The following is an 18,298-nucleotide window of genomic DNA, read 5'->3' as shown; positions in this document are numbered from 1 at the left end:
CCGGGAGATTCCATGAACCTCGTTTCCGTCCGCATCATCACCGACGACGTCGCCAGACTGGCCGACTTCTACCAGCTGATCACCGGGGCCGCAGTATCCCGCACGGGAGATGTCTTCGCGGAGCTTGCCACCTCGTCCGCGACGCTCGCGATAGGAAGCTCCCGGACTGTCCCGGCGTTCGCCCCCGGCGCCGCGGAGGCGGGACACAACCGGTCGGTGATCATCGAGTTCCTCATGGCCGACGTCGACGCCGAGTACGCGCGACTGCGGGACGTCGTGGACACGTGGGTCACGGAGCCCGCGCTCATGCCGTGGGGCAACCGCGCGGTTCTGCTGCGCGACCCCGACGGCAACCTCGTGAACCTCTTCACACCCGCGACCGAGGAGGCGCTCGCGAAGTTCGCGCCGTTCGCGGTCTGAGGGGCTGGTGGCGCGCGCGGATCCCGTGCACAACTCCTGCAGAATCGCGCGAAGGTCGCCTCGATGCGGCCAGAAATCGGATTCTGCAGGATTTGGGGCGGGCGAAGCGGGCGTCCGCAGCCGTCGGTGATCTGCCTGGGGCGCGGCCGCGCTGCGCGAGGTGCCCGTCGCGGCCCGGAGAATGGATGCGTGGACATCGCCGAACTCCTGGAGCACGCCCGGCTGCGCGCGGACTGCGAGGTGCTGCCGCCCGCCTCGATCCCGCTCCTCCGGCGCGATGACGAGCGTCTCCCCGACGGCGTGCGGGAGTTCTACGACGGCTGCGGGGGCGCGGTGCTCTTCGCCGGTCAGGCGCGCGAGCTCACCGTGCTGCCGCCGGACGAGGTCGTGCCCGCGAACCCGGTCATCGTCGGCGACTCCGGTGAAGAGGATGCGGTGAGCCGTGCGGCCTATCTGATCGCGCGCACTCCCGGCGGCGACCATCTGTCGGTCGACATGTCCGCACGCCGCGGCGGTCGCGTCTACGACAGCTTCCACGAGCTCCACGGTGTCGTGGGCGGGTGGCCCGTGATCGCACCGTCGTTCGAGGCCTTCCTGACCGAGGTGTGGGAGGCGCCGGGCGCGCTGCCTTACTGGCTGCCGGAGTCCGGACCCCAGGGGCGCGTCTTCCCCGACGCCTACGACGACGTGTAGAGCCGCCACTGCGCCTCGCGCGACGCATTCGTTAGCCTCGCGTCCATGGTGCGCTCTCGTTTGCAGAAGGCGGTGGAGAAGCGTGTGCAGCGCTTCCTCGCGGACTATGACGCGCAGTGGCGGGCGGTGGCGCCGGCGTTCGAGCGGCGGGATCCGGCATCCGGGCACCGCGACGCCTTCGAGGCATGGGGCGCCCGCGCCGCACTCGTGCGCGACGAGCACTTCACCGCCGATACGACCGAGGAGTTCCGATCGTTCGGGCGTCCGCCCGAGTACGGCGTCGCTGTCGAGCGGATCGTTCGCAGCGAGGTGGTGGGCGAGAAGGCGTACGTGCTGACCGAGGTGTTCTCGCATCCGCTGGACATGTTCCGCGAGTTCACGCTGGTGGCGCAGGGCGGCGGGTGGCGGATCCGCTCGGTCGCGCAGCACTTCGAGGACCCGACCCTCCCGTTCGCGTCGGCGGATGCGGTGCAGGAGGCGCTCGCCGGCACGGCGACGGACGCGCCGTGGGATCCGATGCCCGCCGCGCAGTCGCGACTCGACGAGCAGCACAACTTCACCGACCGAGCCGTCTCGTCGGCGAAGGGTGAGACCGGCGAGGCGCGAGTGAGCCCGGTCGGCACGCTCGTCACACGCTCAGGCGTGCTCGCGGTGCTCGATTTCGGCTACGAGAACGACGATGCACGCCCCCTCGCTCATCGGGTGCCGCCGGGTTCGTACCCGGTAGAGCGGGTGACCGCGTTCGGACGCAATGCGGCTGTGCGCGTGCGGTTCAGCGATCGGATGCCGGTCACCTGGCATCCCGCATCCTTGCCCGGATCGGGGCACGTGATCGGGGTGGATGCGGGCTGCGTCTGCATCGTGGACTATCCCGCGTATGCGCAGATGAGCCGCCGTGCCAAGGCCGAGGCGTTCGGCGATTTCCTGCGCGCCCCGCATCCGATCGCGCTCGAGGTGCCGCTCGGCGACGGCGACGTCGGTGTCGCTGCGGATTCCGGCCACGGCGACGGGAGCTACCCGGTGTACTGGGGCGTCGACGAGACGGATGAGATCGTGCAGCTCGTCGTCGACTTCCTGGTGCTCGCCGCCGAGGACGACGACGGAGCGCTCGTGCACCTCTGACGCGGCGGCGGATCTGCTGCTCGAGCGCAACAACTCCGGCAGACTTTGCCGGATCTCGGCCGGGACGACTTCGCGCGGAGATTCTGAAGGAGTTGTGCACGCGTTGGCGGCGGAAGCGATGTGCGGTGGCGCATGCGCTGAGCCGACGTGCTCGAACTCCTGCAGAATCCGTCGATGTGCCCCCCCACGCGGCGCGCCGGACCGGTTCTGCAGGAGTTTGGGCACCCTCCGAGGCCACCTGAGCTACCGACAACGCGACACTTGTGCCACCCGCATCCGCGCGCTAACGTACAACCAAATGGTTGTACAAACGGAACTCAGCGACGCCGAGGTGGACCGGATCTTCCGGGCCCTCGCCGATCGCACGCGTCGCGACATCCTGCGGCGCACGATCGAGGCCGAGCAGTCGGTCTCCGCCCTCGCGGCCGTGTACGACGTGTCGTTCGCGGCCGTCCAGAAGCACGTCGCCGTGCTCGAGACCGCGCGCCTGGTCACCAAGCGCACCGAAGGAAGGGAGCGGCTCGTGAGCGCCGATCCCGCAACGATCGCCCGCGCCCGCCTGCTGCTCGCCGAGTACGAGCAGCTCTGGCGATCGCGCATCTCCCGCCTCGAAGACCTGCTCGCCGAAGAGCCCTGACCCGGATGCGGCACCGGCCGCATCCGCCGAACCCACCTGGAGATCCCCATGCCCGTCACCTCCGTCACACATGATCCCGAAGCGCTCACCATGACGCTCGTCGCCGATGTCGACGCCCCCGTCGAACGCCTCTGGCGCGCGCTCACCGACCCGCGTCAGCTGGAGCGCTTCTGGGGTCCGCCCGGATATCCCGCGTCCTTCACCGTGTTCGACTTCGCCGTTGGCGGCACCGCGCGCTACACGATGACCAGCCCTCAGGGCGAGCCGTACAGCGGGGCGTGGGAGTTCGTGGCCATTGATGAGCCCACGATGTTCGAGGTGCGCGACATGTTCACGGATGCGGACGGCGTTCCCGTCGAGGGGATGCCGGTGCAGCACATGACCTTCACCTTCGCGCCGACCGAGACCGGCTCGCGGCTGACGAACGTCTCGCACTTCGACTCGCTCGACGCCCTCGAGCAGGTCATCGCGATGGGCGCCGTCGAGGGTTCGACCCTCGCGTTCAACCAGCTCGACGCGGTGCTGCAGGAGCTGCGGGCGTACGCCGAGGGCAAGGGCACGCGCACCGAGATCCTCAGCGATCAGCACGTGCGCATCACCCGGCTCATCAACGGCCCTCGCGACGTCGTCTGGCGGGCGCACACCGAGCCCGAGCTCGTCCGTCGGTGGCTGCTCGGTCCCGACGGCTGGACGATGACGACCTGCGAGATCGACCTCGTCGCCGGCGGCGACTACCTCTACGCGTGGGCGCCGGGCGCGGGCGTCGTCGGCGAGCCGTTCGGGTTCGACGGACAGACGCAGCTCGTCGTGCCCGAGCGGCGCTGGGTGACGACCGAGCACATGACGGGGACGGACTTCCCCTCGACCACCAATGACCTGTCGCTCTACGAGGAGGACGGCGCGACATTGCTCACGCTGCTCATCGAGTATCCGGATGCGGCCACGCGCGACATGGTGCTCGCGACGGGGATGACCGAGGGCATGGAGGCCAGCTACGCGCGCCTCGAGCGCGAGGTGCTGGCCGGCTGAGGCGGCGGGCGACGAACCGGGCTGCGCGGCTTCGGCCGGCGGCCCGGTTCGGTGTTTCGGAGTCGGCGAAGGCGCGGGGTCTCGGCTGGTCAGCCGGAGTGCCACCGGGGCGCGCCGGAGTCGTCCGCGAGCGGGTACCGGTGCCGTCGCGGCCCGCGCGAAGGCCGGGGCTTGCCGCATCCGGAATGCGAGCGCGCGTAGCGGTGTTAGGGTTATGTGTCGCCTTCGGGCGGCTGCGTCGTCGATACGCGTGCTCCGCCTCCGGGCGCTGGGCCCTCTTCTCGAGCGGCGAACCGATGCGCGAATCCGCGCCGTCGCCCCGTCTTGCGATCACGATCGATCGCCTCATCCGAAAGCACTTCTTCATGCCTTCTTTCCTTGATCTCGGCGTGCCCGCGCCCCTGGCCGCCGTCCTCGCCTCCTCGGGCAAGACCGAGCCGTTCCCCATCCAGCAGGACACCCTGCCCGACGCACTCGCCGGACGCGACGTGCTCGGCCGCGGCCGCACTGGCAGCGGTAAGACCATCGCCTTCTCGCTGCCGATGGTGGCGCGCCTCACGGGCGTCTCGCGCACCGCCGGTCGCCCGACCGGCCTCGTGCTCGCCCCGACCCGTGAGCTCGCGACCCAGATCGCCGCGACCCTCGCGCCCCTCGCGGCCGCCGTGGGCCTGAACGTCACCACGATCTTCGGCGGCGTCAGCCAGAAGCCGCAGGAGCAGGCGCTGCGCTCCGGCGTCGACATCGTCGTGGCCTGCCCCGGTCGCCTCGAAGACCTCATGAAGCAGGGCGTCATCCGCCTCGACCGTGTGCAGGTCGCCGTGCTCGACGAGGCCGACCACATGGCCGACCTCGGCTTCCTGCCGGGTGTCACCCGCATCCTCGCCGCGACGCCGACCGGCGGTCAGCGACTGCTCTTCAGCGCGACGCTCGACCGCGGCGTCGACACGCTGGTGCGCAAGTTCCTCCAGAACGAGGTGCGCCACGAGGTCGACGAGTCCAGCGTCCCCGCCGCCGCGATGACCCACCGCGTCTTCCACGTCTCCGACGACGACAAGAACGACCTCGTCGAGCGCCTCGCATCCGGAAACGGCCGCCGCATCCTCTTCACGCGCACCAAGCACCAGGCGAAGAAGCTCGCCAAGAAGCTGACGTCGGCCGGCATCCCCTCGGTCGATCTGCACGGCAACCTCTCTCAGAACGCGCGCGAGCGCAACCTCGCGGCCTTCGGCGCGGATCCGGATGCGGGTGGCGTGCGCGTGCTCGTGGCCACCGACGTCGCCGCCCGCGGCGTGCACGTCGACAACGTCGAGCTCGTCGTGCACGTCGACCCGCCCGCCGAGCACAAGGCGTACCTGCACCGCTCCGGCCGCACCGCCCGCGCCGGCGCCGAGGGCACCGTGGTGACCGTCGTGCTCGACTCGCAGCGTCGCGACCTCGCCGATCTGCTGCGCAAGGCCGCGATCTCCGCGCCCCTCGAGCGTGTCGATGCGTCGCACGCCGCCGTCTCCGAGCTGGTCGGGGTGCCGGCACCGCTCGTGAAGCCGTCGCCCGTGACCGCTCCCGCGCAGGGTGGTCGCTCCGGCGGTTCGCGTTCGGGAGGTCGTGCCGGTGGCGCGGCTCCCCGTTCGGGTGGTGCGGGGCGCTCCGCGGCGGCTCCGGCCCGTTCTGGCTCCGCAGCCGGTCGCGCTGCGGGCGCGGCTGCCGGTTCCGGACGCACCGGCGGCGCCGGGCGCTCAGCTGGCGCCGGTCGCTCCGCTGCGGCCCCCGCTCGTTCGACCGGCCGCACGGACGCGCCCGTCCGCGGTGCTGCTCCCGCCGAGGCGCGTCACAGCGCCGCTGCCGAGCGCACGCCGAACCGTCGCGCCGGACGCCCCCAGGGGCACACGGCCGAGAACGTCGCGCCGCGCGGCGGCCGCACGATCGGTGACTCCGTGAGCGAGCAGCAGCGCGCGTGGGTGGAGTCGCTCGCGCGCGGTGGCGACGCCGCATCCGCCCGCTCGGGCTCGGAGCGCTCCGCCGCGGGTGCCGGTTCCGGTGACGCGCCGCGTCGGCGCCGTCGCGGTGGCCGCGGGCGCTCCGGAGGCTCCGCCGCCTGAGCCGCGGGCTCTTGCTCGTTCCGCTGAACCTTCTCCCAACCGCGCTACTTCTCCGCATCCGCCACAGTCATCGACTGTCGCTGTTGCGCAGAAGTGGCGCGGTTGCGCATACGCGTCGCGGTTCGACACCGCTGCGCCGGCCCCGGCTTCGGCGTCGGCCTCGGTCCGGTCCCGGGCTCGGCCCCGGTCCCGGCGTCGGCCTCGCCCAAGGGGGTCGGGCTCCCATGTGCCACATTCTTCGCATCCCCCACAGTCATCGACCGTCGCTGTTGCGGAGGGGTGTGGCGGTTGCGCAGGTGCGTCGCGGTTCGGGCGCCAGGAGGACAGCACCGCCCATACGTGTCCAGCCGTGGGCAGGACCGCGTGCGGCGGCGGACAGTCAGGCGCGGGCGAGGGCGTCTTCGAGGGCGACCCAGGCGAGCATCGCGCATTTCACGCGCGCGGTGAACTTGGACACTCCGGACAGCGCCGCGGCGTCGCCGAACGTCTCCTCGTCGAGCGGAACGGTTCCGCGCGAGCGCAGCGCCTCGCGGAAGCGCTCGATACGTTCACGGGCCGCATCCGCCGGGAGCGAACCCTCCTCGTCGATGATGTCGTCGACGAGGGACGCCAGCATGGATGCGGAGGCCTGCGAGATCGAGCACCCCGCCCCGGCGAAGGTCACATCGCGCACGGTGCCGTCGTCGTGCAGGCGCACCCGCAGTTCGATCTCGTCGCCGCAGATCGGGTTGCGCTGGTGCGAGGTCGCCGTGCGCCCCTCGGCGTCAGCCATGGGCGTACCGTGCGGATTCTTGGAGTGGTCGAGGATGAGCTCCTGATACAGCCCGTCGAGTCCGCTCATGCGTCCGCTCCGAAGTAGGCGCGCACGTCGCCGACCGCGCCCAGCAGGGCGTCGACGTCGGCCTCGGTCGTGAACACCGAGGCGGACGCCCGTACGGACGCGGTGAGCCCGAACCGGGCATGCAGCGGCTTGGCGCAGTGGTGCCCGACCCGCACCGCGATGCCGCGGGCGTCGAGGAACTGGCCGACATCGTGCGCGTGCACCCCCTCGACGTCGAAGGCGGCGAGCCCGACGCGGTCGGCGCCGGAGGCATCGCCGAGCAATCGGATGCCGGGGATGTCCTTCAGACCCGCCATCATGCGCCGCCCGATGACGCTCTCGTGCTCATGCACCGCATCCATCCCGAGGGCGTCGAGGTAGTCGACGGCGGCCGCGAGGGCGACGGTCTGCGACACGGGCTGCGTGCCGGCCTCGAACTTCTGCGGCGGTGGCAGGAACTCGGCCGCATCCTTCGTCACGGTCGTGACCATCGACCCGCCGGTGAGGAACGGCGGGAGCGCCTCGAGCACCTCGCGGCGACCGTAGAGCGCGCCGATGCCGTACGGGCCGAGCATCTTGTGACCGGAGAACGCGGCGAGATCGACGCCCAGCGCCGGCAGGTCGAGCGGCAGGTGCGGCGCGGACTGGCAGGCATCCATGACGGTCAGTGCGCCGACCTCGCGGGCGAGCGAGACGAGCTCGGTGACCGGGTTCACGATGCCCAGCACATTGGACACATGCGTGAAGGCGACGATGCGCGTGCGGTCGCCGATCAGTGCGGCGGCCGCATCCAGGTCGAGGGTGCCGTCGTCGTGGACGGGGATGTGGCGCAGCACGGCGCCCGTGCGCGCGGCGAGCTCCTGCCACGGGATGAGGTTCGCATGGTGCTCGATCTCCGTCACGACGATCTCGTCGCCCGGACGCAGCGCCAGGGCGGCGGATGCGGCCGACCCGCGCCCCGCGGTCGCATTGCCGATCGAGTAGGCGACGAGGTTCAGGGCGAGGGTCGCCCCGCTGGTCCACACCAGGGTCTCCTCGTCGGCGCCGACGAAGCCTGCGACGCGGGCCCGCGCGTCCTCGTACAGCTCGGTCGCCTCAGCGGCGAGGGTGTGCGCACCCCGGTGCACGGCGGAGTTGGCGCGCAGCAGGAAGTCGACCTCCGCGTCGATCACGGCGCGGGGCTTCTGGCTGGTCGCACCGGAGTCGAGATACACCAGCGATGCGTCGCCGATCTTCTGCTCGAGGATCGGGAAGTCGGCGCGCAGGGCGGCGGCGTCGAGGGGGGAGGAGCTCACCCCTCCAGGCTAGTTGCGCCGCGGGCACCCGGCGCCGTGCGCGGATGGCCGGTGGCCCCGGCATCCGTCTCCCGCGTCGGAGAAACACACCGATGTCGGAGGATGAGGCGTGGGTCCTCCGACATTCGGGCGATTCTCCGACCGGACGGATGCGGATGCGGATGCGCGACCGGATGCGGATGCGGCTCGGCGGCGCCGATGCCCGCTCCTGGTCAGTTCCGGCTCTGGCCTTCGCCGTGACGCGCGACGCTGATGTTGCGGGTGGTGGGGCGCCCGGCGCGCTCTTGGCCGGGGAGGGGGCGCGAGCGGCGGCCGTAGATGACCTCCGACGAGTCCAGCAGCCACGGCACGAGGGTGATCGTGACGCCGTGCACGAGCATGAGCTGCTGCGCGATGCGGCGGGCGCGGCGGTTGTGCAGGAAGCTCTCCCACCAGTGACCGACGATGTACTGCGGCAGGTAGACCGTGACGACGGCGGATCCGTGCTTCTCCCGGTACTTCTCGATGAAGGCGATCACCGGTTGGGCATACGTCCGGTAGGGGGACTCGACGATCACGAGCGGCACGGGCGGACGGTGGTCCTCCCACTCCTTCTGCACCGCATCCGCCGACTCCTTCGTGACGGCGACGTGCAGGGCGATCGTCTTGTCGTGACGCGCGGCGAGAGCGTAGTCGATCGCCTTCGCCACGGGCTTCTGCAGACGCCCGACCAGCACGATCGCGATGTCGCCGGCCGCGCCGAAGTGGGTGTCGTCGTCGTAGGTGATCTCGTGCTCGACATCGCGGTAGTACCGGTGCACGCCGATCATCAGGATCGACAGCACCGGGATCGCGAGGAACACCAACCAGGCGCCGTGAGTGAACTTGGTGATCGTGACGATGATGAACACCGCCGCCGTCAGGCCCGCACCGAGGGAGTTGATGATCAGACCCGAGATGATCTCTCGCCGCTCGAAGCGCCCCGACTTCTGGTTGCGGGCCTCGGCGGGCAGCTGGTTGAGCGCGCGGAGCTCGCGCCGCCAGTGGCGAACCATCCCGATCTGTCCGAGTGAGAACGACACGAACACGCCGATGATGTAGAGCTGGATGAGGGTGGTCAGGTTCGCCTGTGAGGCGATCAGCACGACGATCGCCGCGAATCCCAGCAGGATCATGCCATTCGAGAACACGAGGCGGTCGCCGCGCGTGTTCATCGCCTTCGGGGCATATCCATCGCGCGCGAGCACGGCGCCGAGCAGCGGGAAGCCGTTGAACGCGGTGTTGGCCGCGAGCAGCAGGACGCAGGCAGTGGCCGCCTGGATGATGAAGAAGGGGATCGAGTTCATCCCGAAGGTGGCGGCCGCGACCTGCGCCATGAGGCTCGGTTGGGGCTGCGTGCAGTCGAACCCGATGAGGTGGCACGGATTCTCCGCATAGTGCACGCCCGAGACGAGCGCGAGGATCGTCAGCCCGGAGAACAGCAGGATGGCGACCGCGCCCATCGCGACGAGGGTGCGCTGCGCGTTCTTGACCTTGGGGCGGCGGAACGCGGGCACGCCGTTCGAGACCGCTTCGACACCGGTGAGGGCGGAACACCCGCTGGAGAACGCGCGCAGGATCAGCAGGATGACCGCGGCCTGCGTGAGACTCTCGGCCTGCACGGAGAACGCGGCGCTGGAGGCGACCGGCGGGTCGCCGAGGATCATGCGGATGATGCCGGTCACGATCATGAGCGCGACGGATCCGATGAAGATGTACGTCGGCAGTGCGAAGGCCCGCGAGGCCTCGCGCACACCACGGAGGTTGACGATCACGATCAAGATGACGAATCCGACCGCCAACTCGATGCGCCACGGGTTCAGCCCCGGCAGTGCGGAGATGATGTTGTCGACGCCCGACGCGACCGACACGGCGACGGTCAGGATGTAGTCGACCAGCAGGGCCGAGGCGACGATGACGCCGGGGATCTCCCCGAGGTTCGTTCGTGCCACCTCGTAGTCGCCGCCGCCCGACGGGTAGGCCTTGATGAGCTGACGGTACGAGAGCACCACCACGATGAGCAGGACGACGACCGCGGCCGCGATCCAGGGGCTGAAGGCCAGGAACGAGAGCCCGCCGATCATCAGGATCATGAGCAGTTCCTGCGGCGCGTAGGCCACAGAGCTCAGTGCGTCGGACGCGAAGATCGGCAGCGCCATGCGCTTGCGCAGGAGGTGATCGTCCGCATCCGTGGACGCGAGAGGGTCCCCGATCAGCAGGCGTTTCGCGATCGGAGTCTCGGGCGCCGGCTCGGCGCTGTCGTTGGCCACGACGCGCGACACTACGCCGATCGCTCAGGCCGCGCAACGCGAGCGGGGGGTGTTTGCCATGCCGTCATCGTTCCGTGATGATCGACGGCTCGTGCGTCGACCTACGATGTAGCGCATGCATGTGCCCGATCGCCGCCTCGCTCTCGCCTATCGCCTCGTCGCGGCGGTGCTCATGGCGTGGGGGATCGGGAGGGTCACCGGCATCCTGGATGGGCGCCCGAGCCCGGTCGAGTTCCTGTACTACACCGTGCTCAGCAACCTGCTCTGTCTGATCTGGATGGTGGTGCTCGCCGTGCGCACGATCGCCGACCTCCGCTCGGACGGGCCGCGCGGTACATCGACGCCCTCTCCGCGGTTCTCGCTCGCCGTGGCGTTCGCGATCACGGTGACGATGCTGATCTACCTCATCGTGCTCGTGCCCGAGACCTACACGCAGGGCAACGGATATCAGCCGTTCACACTGACGGACAACCTGATCCACATCATCACGCCCTCGCTGGCGATCGCGGACTGGCTGCTCTTCGTGCCCAAGGGACGCGGCCGCTGGTTCGATCCGCCGCTGTGGACGCTCATCCCGTATGTGTATCTCGCGTTCGCGTTCGTCTACGGGGCCGCCGGCGGCCGGTTCGCGGGCGGGGGTCAGTACCCCTACCCGTTCATGAACGTCGACCGCAACGGGCTCGGCGGGGTCGTGCTGTGGATCGTCGGCCTGACCCTCGCGCTCGAGGTCGTCGCCTACGTCTACATCCTCATCGACAAAGGACTCGGCGCCCTGGACCGGCGGATGCGGCAGCCGGCCCCGATCCGTGCGACGGCGGATGCGGGAGCCGGGCGCTGATCAGCGCAATGCGGCGAGGATGATCGACGCGCCGCCCGCCACGACGCCACCGGCGAGGACCAGGGTCCACACCACCCAGGTGCGTCGGAAGTTGACGGCGAGTTCGTTCGAGCGCATAGGGAGTGATGCCGGCTGGGGGACGCGGGCCTGACCCGTGGCGCTCGCGGGCGGGACCAAGGTGCTGACGTAAGGCGGCTCATTCGGGACGGGCGGACGCGGGGATGCGATGGGGGCCCCCGGCTCCGGGAGACGGCCGCCGAGGCGGGTGCGCAGCGCGCTGACGAGGGCGATCAGGCGCTGCCAGACGGCGGGGTCGGGGACGGCGAGCGGATGCGGCGCATAGAGGAAGAGCGAACCGGGCGCGATCTCGACGTGGAAGCCGAGGGTTCCGTCGTCGAGGAGCGCTTGCACCTCGTCGTCGAACAGCCAGTCCGCCCAGGCGAATGCGCCGGGGTCTGCGTAGAGCAGGAACCGGTCCTGCTCCTTGAACGGCATGGGTGTGACGTCGGGGAGGGACGGCAGCGGTGAGCGGGGGGCGAGCCTCTGGTTCACGAGCACCAGAGGCGGCGCTGCCGCATCCAGCTGCAGAGCGACGTAGCCCCAGCTCTGGGTGAACTGGTTGCCCACCGCGATCTCGGTGTAGAAGCTGTTGCCGATCTCGGTCAGCGGTGGTCCGGGGATGCGCACGATGTTGACCGAACGCTGCATGAAGCGCGGAGTGCCGTCGCGCTCCCGAAAGACGACACCGGGAAGCGGCTGGCGGACCGCGAGCGGGTAGTACGGCCACCCGTTGTCCTCCGCGAAGATCTGCACGATCTGCGCGAGCGGGTTCCAGTCCTCGACAGGCTCGGGCGGCTCGTAGAGGGGGGTGTCGTTCACCGGTGCGGTCATCGCGCCCTCCTGTCCGTGATGCTGCACGCCCTCCTTGCCGGCGACCGCGCGCTGTTCGTGACGCTTACGTCGACGGGGTCCATCGTTGCGGACCGCGAGCGCTACGCCCGCAGATCCCGATCAGTCCAGCCATTCCCGCGCGGCGATGACCAGGTTCTCGACGCCGCGCTCGATGGTGGGATGCAGGACGGGAGCGAAGAAGGGCGAGTGGTTCGTCGGCACGTCGCGGTCGATCGTTCCCTCGGCGCTCGCGCGGGCGAACAACTCCGGATCGACCCCGCCCCAGAACCAGAACACGAGCGGCACGCCGGCCTCGCGCGCGAACCAGGAGACGTCCTCGCTGCCGGTGAACATGCCGGGGTCCACGACCGCCGCGTTGCCGTAGGCGCGGCGGAAGGCCGCCGCCAGCCGCGCGGTCGCATCGGCATCGTTGATCGTCGGCGGCAACGTGTGGTCGTTGACGATGGTGGGGGCAACCTCTGCACCGGACGCATCGGCCTCGGCGCGGATGATCCGCTCGACCCGTTCGAGCACGCGTTCCCGCATCCCGTCGTCCGCGTAGCGGAGGCTGAGCTGCAGCGTCGCCTCGGCCGGGATGATGTTGTGCTTGAGCCCGGCATGGATCGACCCCACCGTGACCACGGCGACCTCGCGCGGGTCGACCTCACGCGAGGCGACGGTCTGCAGGCGCATGATCGTCGCGGCGGCCATGACGATCGGGTCGATCGTGGCGTGGGGGCGCGAGCCGTGCCCGCCGCGTCCGTGCAGCGTGACGGTCAGCCCGTCCGACGCCGCCATCTGGGTTCCGGGTCGGACTCCGATCGTCCCCGCAGGCAAGGGCGTGACGTGCTGACCGAGCACGATGTCGGGTCGCGGGAAACGATCCAGCACGCCGTCGGCGATCATCGCCTTCGATCCCGCGCCGAACTCCTCGGCCGGCTGGAAGACGGCAACGACCGTTCCCGACCACTCGGATGTGGTCGCCGCGAGCCGTTCGAGCGCACCCAGGAGTGCGGTGACGTGCATGTCGTGGCCGCACGCGTGCATGACCGGCACGTCCGCGCCCTGCGGGTCGACGCCGCGCGCCGTGCTCGCGTAGGCGAGTCCGGTGCGCTCGGCGACGGGCAGGCCGTCCATGTCCGCACGCAGCCAGACGACCGGGCCGTCTCCGTTGACGAGTGTGGCCACGACGCCGGTGCGTCCGATGCCCTCGCTGAACGGGATGCCCAGCGTCTCCAGCGTGCGGGCGATCACGCCCGCGGTGCGCGTTTCCTGGAACGACAGTTCGGGGTGGCGATGCAGGTCGATGTACAGCGCTTCGAGGTCGAGAGCCATGTCCCGACCCTACTCGGGGGCCCTGAGCGGAGAAGTACCCGCAGGCGCGTGCGCGCCGGGATACCCACGTGCGTGAGCGCGCCGGGGCTCTCACAGAAACGAGCACGCCGGCGGCCCAGGGGGCGCCGGCGCGCGTCGGAGTCGACGATCAGGCGTCGGCGAGCCAGACGGCCGTGTCGGCGGGAAGCACCCGTCCCTCGAGTGGTTCGCTCGAGACGAGGACCTCGCCGGCGGGAAGATCGATCGTGTCGGTGCCGAGGTTGGCGATCACTGTGACGTCGCCGCTGCGGAAGGCGAGCACCGTCTCCGGGTAGCCGTCGAGCCAGGTGAAGGGGGCGGCGCCGAGGCCGTGCGCCTTCCGCACCCGGAGCAGGTGCGTGTAGAGCGCCAGCGTCGAGTCGGGATCGCGCTGCTCCACGTCGCGGGCGTGCTGCGCCCACTCGGCGGGCTGGGGCAGCCATGACGCTCCGGTGCCGTTGAAGCCGTACGCGGGGGATGCGGCCTCCCACGGGATCGGCACGCGGCAGCCGTCGCGGCCGTACTTCTCATGGTTGGTGCGGAACCACGTCGGATCCTGGCGCGCGTCGTCCGGGATATCGATGACCTCGGGGAGTCCGAGCTCCTCGCCCTGGTAGATGTAGGCGGAGCCGGGCAGCGCGAGCATCACGGCGGTGGCTGCGCGGGCGCGGCGCAGGCCGAGCTCGGGGATCGGCTGGGCCTCGGACAGCGGCCCGATGCCTTCGCCCTGAGGGCTCTCGGCCGACAGCGCGAGACGCGAGGCGTGACGGATCACGTCGTGGTTAGAGAGCACCCACGTGGCCGGGGCGCCGACCGCGGGGAACGCGCGCAGCGAGTCGCTGATGACCGTGCGGAGGGCGTCCGCATCCCAGGCGGTCGTGAGGTACGGGAAGTTGAACGCCTGGTGCATCTCGTCGGGGCGCACCCACAGCGCCGTCTTGTCGGGCGTGGGCAGCCACGCCTCGGCGCACAGTGCGCGGTCGCCGTCGTACTCGGCGAGCACCTTGTGCCAATCGCGGTAGATCTCGTGCACGCCCGGCTGCCCCCAGTACGGGACGTCCTCGTCGTCGCCGCCCATCGAGTCGCCGTCGGCGGGAGGGGTGTAGTCGGGCAGGCCGTCCTTCTTGATCATGCCGTGGGCGACGTCCACCCGGAATCCGTCGACGCCGCGGTCGAGCCAGAACCGCAGCACGCCGCGGAAGTACTCCTGCACCTCGGGGTTGGTCCAGTCGAAGTCGGCCTGGCTCACGTCGAAGATGTGCAGGTACCACTGGCCGGGGGTGCCGTCGGCCTCGGTGACGCGTTCCCACATCCCGCCGCCGAACACGGATTCCCAGTTGTTGGGCGGCAGCTCGCCGTTCTCGCCTTTGCCGTCGCGGAAGATGTACCGCGCGCGCTCGGGGCTGCCGGGGGCGGCGGCGAGGGCCTGCTGGAACCAGACGTGCTGGTCGGAGGAGTGGTTGGGCACGAGGTCGACGATCACGCGGATGCCGAGGCCGTGCGCCTTGGCCAGCATGGCGTCGAAGTCGTCGAGCGTGCCGAACAGCGGGTCGACGTCGCAGTAGTCGGCGACGTCGTAGCCGGCATCCTTCTGCGGCGAGACCATGAAGGGGCTCAGCCAGATCGCGTCGATGCCCAGCTCGGCGAGCGAGTCGAGGCGCGCGGTGATGCCGGGGAGGTCGCCGATGCCGTCGCCGTTGGCGTCCGCGAACGAGCGCGGATAGATCTGGTAGATCACGGCGGTGCGCCACCACTCGGATCCGGGCGCGGCGATCAAGGTCGAGGCATCGTGCGTCGAGGTCATGCATCCGATGGTAGCGGGTGGGATCGTATCGATTCGAAGCCCGGTTTTCCGTGGCGTGCTCTTGGTTTGCCCGGTTCTGATCGCGGCGATGCTCACGGTGCGGCGACTACCATCGACGGGTGACCCCCTCGAATTCCGCCGCGCTCGAGCGCGCCGAAAAGCTCATCGCCGTCATCCCCGACTACCCGGAGCCCGGCGTGCTCTTCCGCGACATCGCCCCGCTGCTCGCCGACGGTGAGGGCCTTCGCGTCGTGATCGACGCGATGCTCGAGCCGTTCGCCGGAACCTACGATGTGGTCGCCGGTATCGAGGCGCGAGGGTTCCTGCTGGCTGGTGCCGCCGCGATCGCCGCGGGGGTCGGTCTGGTGCCGATCCGCAAGGCGGGCAAGCTGCCGCGGCCGGCCGCGTCCGTCGACTACGCGCTCGAGTACGGCACCGCGACGATCGAGATGCACGACGACATCGCGCCCGGCACGCGCGTGCTGCTCTTGGACGACGTTCTCGCGACGGGCGGCACCATCGCTGCGGCGCGCGACCTCGTCGAGCGGATCGGATGCTCGGTGGCCGGCGTTGCGGTGTTGATGGAGCTCGATGCGCTGGGCGGCCGCTCGGTGGCCGGGCACGACGACCTGCACTCGGTCTTCCACGCCTGATCCCGCCTCACGCGGCGTGTGATCAGAACGCGACCTCGTGATCAGGCTGTGTAGAGGATGCTGCGGAACAGGAGATAGCCGCCGAGGATGACGGCGCTGCCTACGAGCGGAGTCCACGACCGTGCTCGTTGCCGGATGTAGCCCGTCACGATCCCGGCGAGCGTCACCGCCCACCCGACGACCAAGGATGCGGTGAGCACCCAGCGCGCGGTCTGCACTGCCGGGAAGCACTCCGCGCAGTCGATCTGGGAGAACGCATCCCAGAACGCGAACACCAGGACGATGCCGGTCAGGACGAGCTGAAGGACTGCCAGGCCGATGGCAGGTGCGACGGCGCGGATGTCGCGCGTCTGCTCGGTCGGCGTCATGGTCCCGAGTATGGGCCCTCGCATCCGGTGCGCACAGCATCGGTCGCTGCGCGCGGCTGGGGGCCGCGTGTGAATTTCGTCGCCGACGCACGCGTGCGCCGTACCCTCGGGGCATGGCCTTCGCCTCGCCCGACGTGCCCGTGTGGCTCGATGCCGCGGTCTGGTCGCTCGCTCTCGGACTCGCTGTCCTCGGCATTGCGCTCGCTCTGGTCGCCGCGAGTTGGTGGCCGCTCGTCGCCTTCCTCGGGCTCGCGGTCCCGCTCCTCCCGATCTCTGCGGCCCGTTCGCGACGCTGATCTCCGCGGCCCGCTCTCGACGTGTGGCTCCTCGCCGCTGATCTCTGCGACCTGTTCTCGACGTGTGGCTCCTCGCCGCTGATCTCTGCGACTCACACTTCCCGATCTCTGCGACGCACCCGCGGCGCCTGGCTCCTCGCCGCCGATCGCTGCGGCCCGCTTTCGACACGTCTCCTCGACGCCGCGCGCGCCGAATTACTGCGTGCGCGCGGTCGGTTGTCCGGCAGGACGCAGGCTCAGAAGGGCGGGAGTGGTTCCTCGGGCGGGTGGCACGTATCCGGCGGACCGTACTCGGGGATGAAGTGCACGCTCGGCGACGGCGGTTCGTCGATATAGGTGTATCCGAGGGGCGAGGTCCACGCGAGCACGCCCGCGTGAACCTGTTTCACCCGCCAGCCGGTGAACTGCTTCATGGAGTGGTGGCGCTGGCACAGGCCCTCGAGGTTCTCGAGCCTCGTGCGCCCGCCGAGGGCGTGGTCGTGCGTGTGGTCGTGCTCGTGGCGGATGGCCGGCACCCGACATCCGGGAAACCGACAATGCGCGTCGCGGGCGCGCAGTCGACGTCGAAGGTCGGGGGTGGGCTGGTAGCGGTCGGTGGCGAGCACCTGGCCGGAGACCGGGTGAGTCAGGAGGCGATCCCATCCGGGTGCGGTTCCCGCCAAGAGCCGAGCCGTGTGGGCATCGATCGGGGCGCGCCCGGCGAGGTCGGCCGGGTGCTCGGATGCGTGAAGCAGGGTGAGGGCCGGCACGACGACCTGCACGTGGGCGCGGATGGCGCCGAGAGCGCCGGGCTGGTCGCCATCGCCCGTGGGATCGGCCGTCGGGGCCGCGCTCAGGAGGAGGTCGGCGAGGATATCCGCGCGGACCTGATCCATCGTCCGCGTGTCGGACGCCACGATCTCGTCTGTGGTGTCACCGCCTGTGCGGAGTCGCTGCGCGGCAGTACGTCGGGCATCGTGGATGACGGTGGCCATGCGAGTGAGGCGGTCGTGGATGGCGTCACCCAGCAGCAGGGGGATGGTGGCGGTCAGCTCGCACATTCCGTCGTCGAGCGGCTGCACGGTGACAGCGCGCTTCTCGGCCGCGTCGCGGTGGCGCTCGGTGAGGGTTCGCGGATGCAGCCGCTCCGCGATCATCTGCACGCTGGTGCGTACGCGGCCCGCGGTGTCTTCCTCGCACCGCACGAGCGCGTACTGCTCGAACTCCGCGCGCGTGTGCGCGGGAAGACTGCCGCCGCTCTCGCTGATCACGCGGACGTGCGCCTGCGTGATCAGCCCCGCCTCCCACACGTCGACGGTGGCCGGATAGCTCGTCACGAGCTCGGCCGCCTCGACCATCCGGCGCTGCATCGTGCGGTCGGAGATCCGCAGAGGAACCGCCAGTTCGCTCGCGATCGCGCGGTGGGCCATATCTGCGCCCCGTGCCGAGCGGCTCTGCCCGTCGCTCATCCGGCACGCGAGCTCCTCCGCGCGGGCGAGGGCGCGCACCAGACGAGCCTGCGCCGCGGCAAGCTCGGCCTGCGCCGTATCCACCTGGTGTGCGATGGATGCGAGCGCCGCCGCATCCGCGTCGGAGAGACCGACCACGCTCGCAACCTTCGAAGACATGTTCTAAGAATAGGAGGGGCCTCCGACATCGCGGCGTGGTCGCGGGTGGGCGCGCTTCGTCTCGCTGCGCTTGCTCAACGACCGATGC

At 70.3% G+C, this 18,298-nt stretch carries 17 protein-coding genes; 9 read left to right on the top strand and 8 right to left on the bottom strand.

The window, feature by feature from the left end:
* Positions 1-12: 12 nt before the first annotated feature.
* The 6 genes from ACYVJS_RS07120 to ACYVJS_RS07095 all read left to right on the top strand — a co-directional run bounded on the left by ACYVJS_RS07120 (position 13) and on the right by ACYVJS_RS07095 (position 5,997).
* Positions 13-420, top strand: coding sequence for a VOC family protein (locus ACYVJS_RS07120; RefSeq protein WP_460739081.1), 408 nt, complete (start codon positions 13-15; stop codon positions 418-420).
* A gap of 189 nt (positions 421-609) precedes the next feature.
* Complete coding sequence (locus tag ACYVJS_RS07115; protein WP_460739079.1) at positions 610-1,113, top strand: SMI1/KNR4 family protein; 504 nt, start codon at positions 610-612, stop codon at positions 1,111-1,113.
* Between the two features lie 45 nt (positions 1,114-1,158).
* Positions 1,159-2,235, top strand: coding sequence for a DUF4241 domain-containing protein (locus ACYVJS_RS07110; protein WP_460739077.1), 1,077 nt, complete (start codon positions 1,159-1,161; stop codon positions 2,233-2,235).
* Between the two features lie 298 nt (positions 2,236-2,533).
* Positions 2,534-2,872 (top strand): ArsR/SmtB family transcription factor, encoded by a 339-nt coding sequence (locus ACYVJS_RS07105; protein WP_460739075.1) that lies wholly within the window; start codon positions 2,534-2,536, stop codon positions 2,870-2,872.
* 48 nt (positions 2,873-2,920) lie between these two features.
* Positions 2,921-3,901, top strand: coding sequence for an SRPBCC family protein (locus ACYVJS_RS07100; RefSeq protein WP_460739073.1), 981 nt, complete (start codon positions 2,921-2,923; stop codon positions 3,899-3,901).
* A gap of 365 nt (positions 3,902-4,266) precedes the next feature.
* A complete protein-coding gene (locus tag ACYVJS_RS07095; protein ID WP_460739070.1) occupies positions 4,267-5,997 on the top strand; it encodes a DEAD/DEAH box helicase in 1,731 nt (576 codons plus the stop codon).
* Between the two features lie 379 nt (positions 5,998-6,376).
* Here the strand turns inward: ACYVJS_RS07095 and sufU are convergent, their stop codons facing one another.
* The 3 genes from sufU to ACYVJS_RS07080 form a co-directional block, all read right to left on the bottom strand.
* A complete protein-coding gene (gene sufU, locus ACYVJS_RS07090; protein WP_460739068.1) occupies positions 6,377-6,838 on the bottom strand; it encodes a Fe-S cluster assembly sulfur transfer protein SufU in 462 nt (153 codons plus the stop codon).
* The gene (locus ACYVJS_RS07085) at positions 6,835-8,112 is read right to left on the bottom strand and encodes an aminotransferase class V-fold PLP-dependent enzyme (RefSeq protein ID WP_460739066.1); all 1,278 of its coding nucleotides are present in this window, start codon (positions 8,110-8,112) and stop codon (positions 6,835-6,837) included. The genes sufU and ACYVJS_RS07085 overlap by 4 nt, the downstream gene beginning before the upstream one ends.
* 212 nt (positions 8,113-8,324) lie before the next feature.
* Entirely contained in the window at positions 8,325-10,289 is a 1,965-nt protein-coding gene (locus ACYVJS_RS07080; RefSeq protein WP_460739873.1) for an APC family permease, read from the bottom strand.
* Between the two features lie 226 nt (positions 10,290-10,515).
* Here ACYVJS_RS07080 and ACYVJS_RS07075 point away from each other — a divergent pair, with 226 nt between their 5' ends.
* The gene (locus ACYVJS_RS07075; protein WP_460739064.1) at positions 10,516-11,238 is read left to right on the top strand and encodes a Pr6Pr family membrane protein; all 723 of its coding nucleotides are present in this window, start codon (positions 10,516-10,518) and stop codon (positions 11,236-11,238) included.
* On the opposite strand, the gene ACYVJS_RS07070 is transcribed toward ACYVJS_RS07075, so the two are convergent.
* The 3 genes from ACYVJS_RS07070 to ACYVJS_RS07060 all read right to left on the bottom strand — a co-directional run bounded on the left by ACYVJS_RS07070 (position 11,239) and on the right by ACYVJS_RS07060 (position 15,286).
* Positions 11,239-12,129 (bottom strand): hypothetical protein, encoded by an 891-nt coding sequence (locus ACYVJS_RS07070; protein WP_460739062.1) that lies wholly within the window; start codon positions 12,127-12,129, stop codon positions 11,239-11,241. It abuts the gene before it with no gap.
* A gap of 120 nt (positions 12,130-12,249) precedes the next feature.
* The gene (locus tag ACYVJS_RS07065; RefSeq protein WP_460739060.1) at positions 12,250-13,464 is read right to left on the bottom strand and encodes an amidohydrolase; all 1,215 of its coding nucleotides are present in this window, start codon (positions 13,462-13,464) and stop codon (positions 12,250-12,252) included.
* A 148-nt stretch (positions 13,465-13,612) separates the two neighbouring features.
* Entirely contained in the window at positions 13,613-15,286 is a 1,674-nt protein-coding gene (locus tag ACYVJS_RS07060; protein ID WP_460739058.1) for a glycoside hydrolase family 13 protein, read from the bottom strand.
* Positions 15,287-15,405: 119 nt separating this feature from the next.
* Between ACYVJS_RS07060 and ACYVJS_RS07055 the strand changes: the two genes are divergently transcribed.
* A complete protein-coding gene (locus tag ACYVJS_RS07055) occupies positions 15,406-15,939 on the top strand; it encodes an adenine phosphoribosyltransferase (RefSeq protein ID WP_137418411.1) in 534 nt (177 codons plus the stop codon).
* A gap of 41 nt (positions 15,940-15,980) precedes the next feature.
* Here the strand turns inward: ACYVJS_RS07055 and ACYVJS_RS07050 are convergent, their stop codons facing one another.
* Entirely contained in the window at positions 15,981-16,307 is a 327-nt protein-coding gene (locus ACYVJS_RS07050) for a hypothetical protein (protein WP_460739055.1), read from the bottom strand.
* 113 nt (positions 16,308-16,420) lie between these two features.
* Between ACYVJS_RS07050 and ACYVJS_RS07045 the strand changes: the two genes are divergently transcribed.
* On the top strand, positions 16,421-16,603 hold the full coding sequence (locus ACYVJS_RS07045) for a hypothetical protein (protein WP_460739053.1): 183 nt from the start codon (positions 16,421-16,423) through the stop codon (positions 16,601-16,603).
* A gap of 236 nt (positions 16,604-16,839) precedes the next feature.
* Here the strand turns inward: ACYVJS_RS07045 and ACYVJS_RS07040 are convergent, their stop codons facing one another.
* A complete protein-coding gene (locus ACYVJS_RS07040; protein WP_460739051.1) occupies positions 16,840-18,210 on the bottom strand; it encodes an HNH endonuclease signature motif containing protein in 1,371 nt (456 codons plus the stop codon).
* Positions 18,211-18,298 lie beyond the last annotated feature (88 nt).

The organism is Microbacterium neimengense (assembly GCF_054782995.1).
The sequence above is the reverse complement of the archived record's forward strand: the minus strand, read 5'-3'. Positions and strand labels throughout refer to the sequence as shown.

Excerpts from the sequence above, each read along its gene's own strand:
- ACYVJS_RS07120 (WP_460739081.1), top strand. The coding sequence starts at position 13 with ATGAACCTCGTTTCCGTCCGCATCATCACCGACGACGTCGCCAGACTG.
- ACYVJS_RS07110 (WP_460739077.1), top strand. The coding sequence starts at position 1,159 with ATGGTGCGCTCTCGTTTGCAGAAGGCGGTGGAGAAGCGTGTGCAGCGC.
- ACYVJS_RS07105 (WP_460739075.1), top strand. The coding sequence starts at position 2,534 with ATGGTTGTACAAACGGAACTCAGCGACGCCGAGGTGGACCGGATCTTC.
- ACYVJS_RS07100 (WP_460739073.1), top strand. The coding sequence starts at position 2,921 with ATGCCCGTCACCTCCGTCACACATGATCCCGAAGCGCTCACCATGACG.
- ACYVJS_RS07095 (WP_460739070.1), top strand. The coding sequence starts at position 4,267 with ATGCCTTCTTTCCTTGATCTCGGCGTGCCCGCGCCCCTGGCCGCCGTC.
- sufU (WP_460739068.1), bottom strand. The coding sequence starts at position 6,838 with ATGAGCGGACTCGACGGGCTGTATCAGGAGCTCATCCTCGACCACTCC.
- ACYVJS_RS07080 (WP_460739873.1), bottom strand. The coding sequence starts at position 10,289 with ATGGCGCTGCCGATCTTCGCGTCCGACGCACTGAGCTCTGTGGCCTAC.
- ACYVJS_RS07075 (WP_460739064.1), top strand. The coding sequence starts at position 10,516 with ATGCATGTGCCCGATCGCCGCCTCGCTCTCGCCTATCGCCTCGTCGCG.
- ACYVJS_RS07070 (WP_460739062.1), bottom strand. The coding sequence starts at position 12,129 with ATGACCGCACCGGTGAACGACACCCCCCTCTACGAGCCGCCCGAGCCT.
- ACYVJS_RS07065 (WP_460739060.1), bottom strand. The coding sequence starts at position 13,464 with ATGGCTCTCGACCTCGAAGCGCTGTACATCGACCTGCATCGCCACCCC.
- ACYVJS_RS07060 (WP_460739058.1), bottom strand. The coding sequence starts at position 15,286 with ATGACCTCGACGCACGATGCCTCGACCTTGATCGCCGCGCCCGGATCC.
- ACYVJS_RS07050 (WP_460739055.1), bottom strand. The coding sequence starts at position 16,307 with ATGACGCCGACCGAGCAGACGCGCGACATCCGCGCCGTCGCACCTGCC.
- ACYVJS_RS07045 (WP_460739053.1), top strand. The coding sequence starts at position 16,421 with ATGGCCTTCGCCTCGCCCGACGTGCCCGTGTGGCTCGATGCCGCGGTC.
- ACYVJS_RS07040 (WP_460739051.1), bottom strand. The coding sequence starts at position 18,210 with ATGTCTTCGAAGGTTGCGAGCGTGGTCGGTCTCTCCGACGCGGATGCG.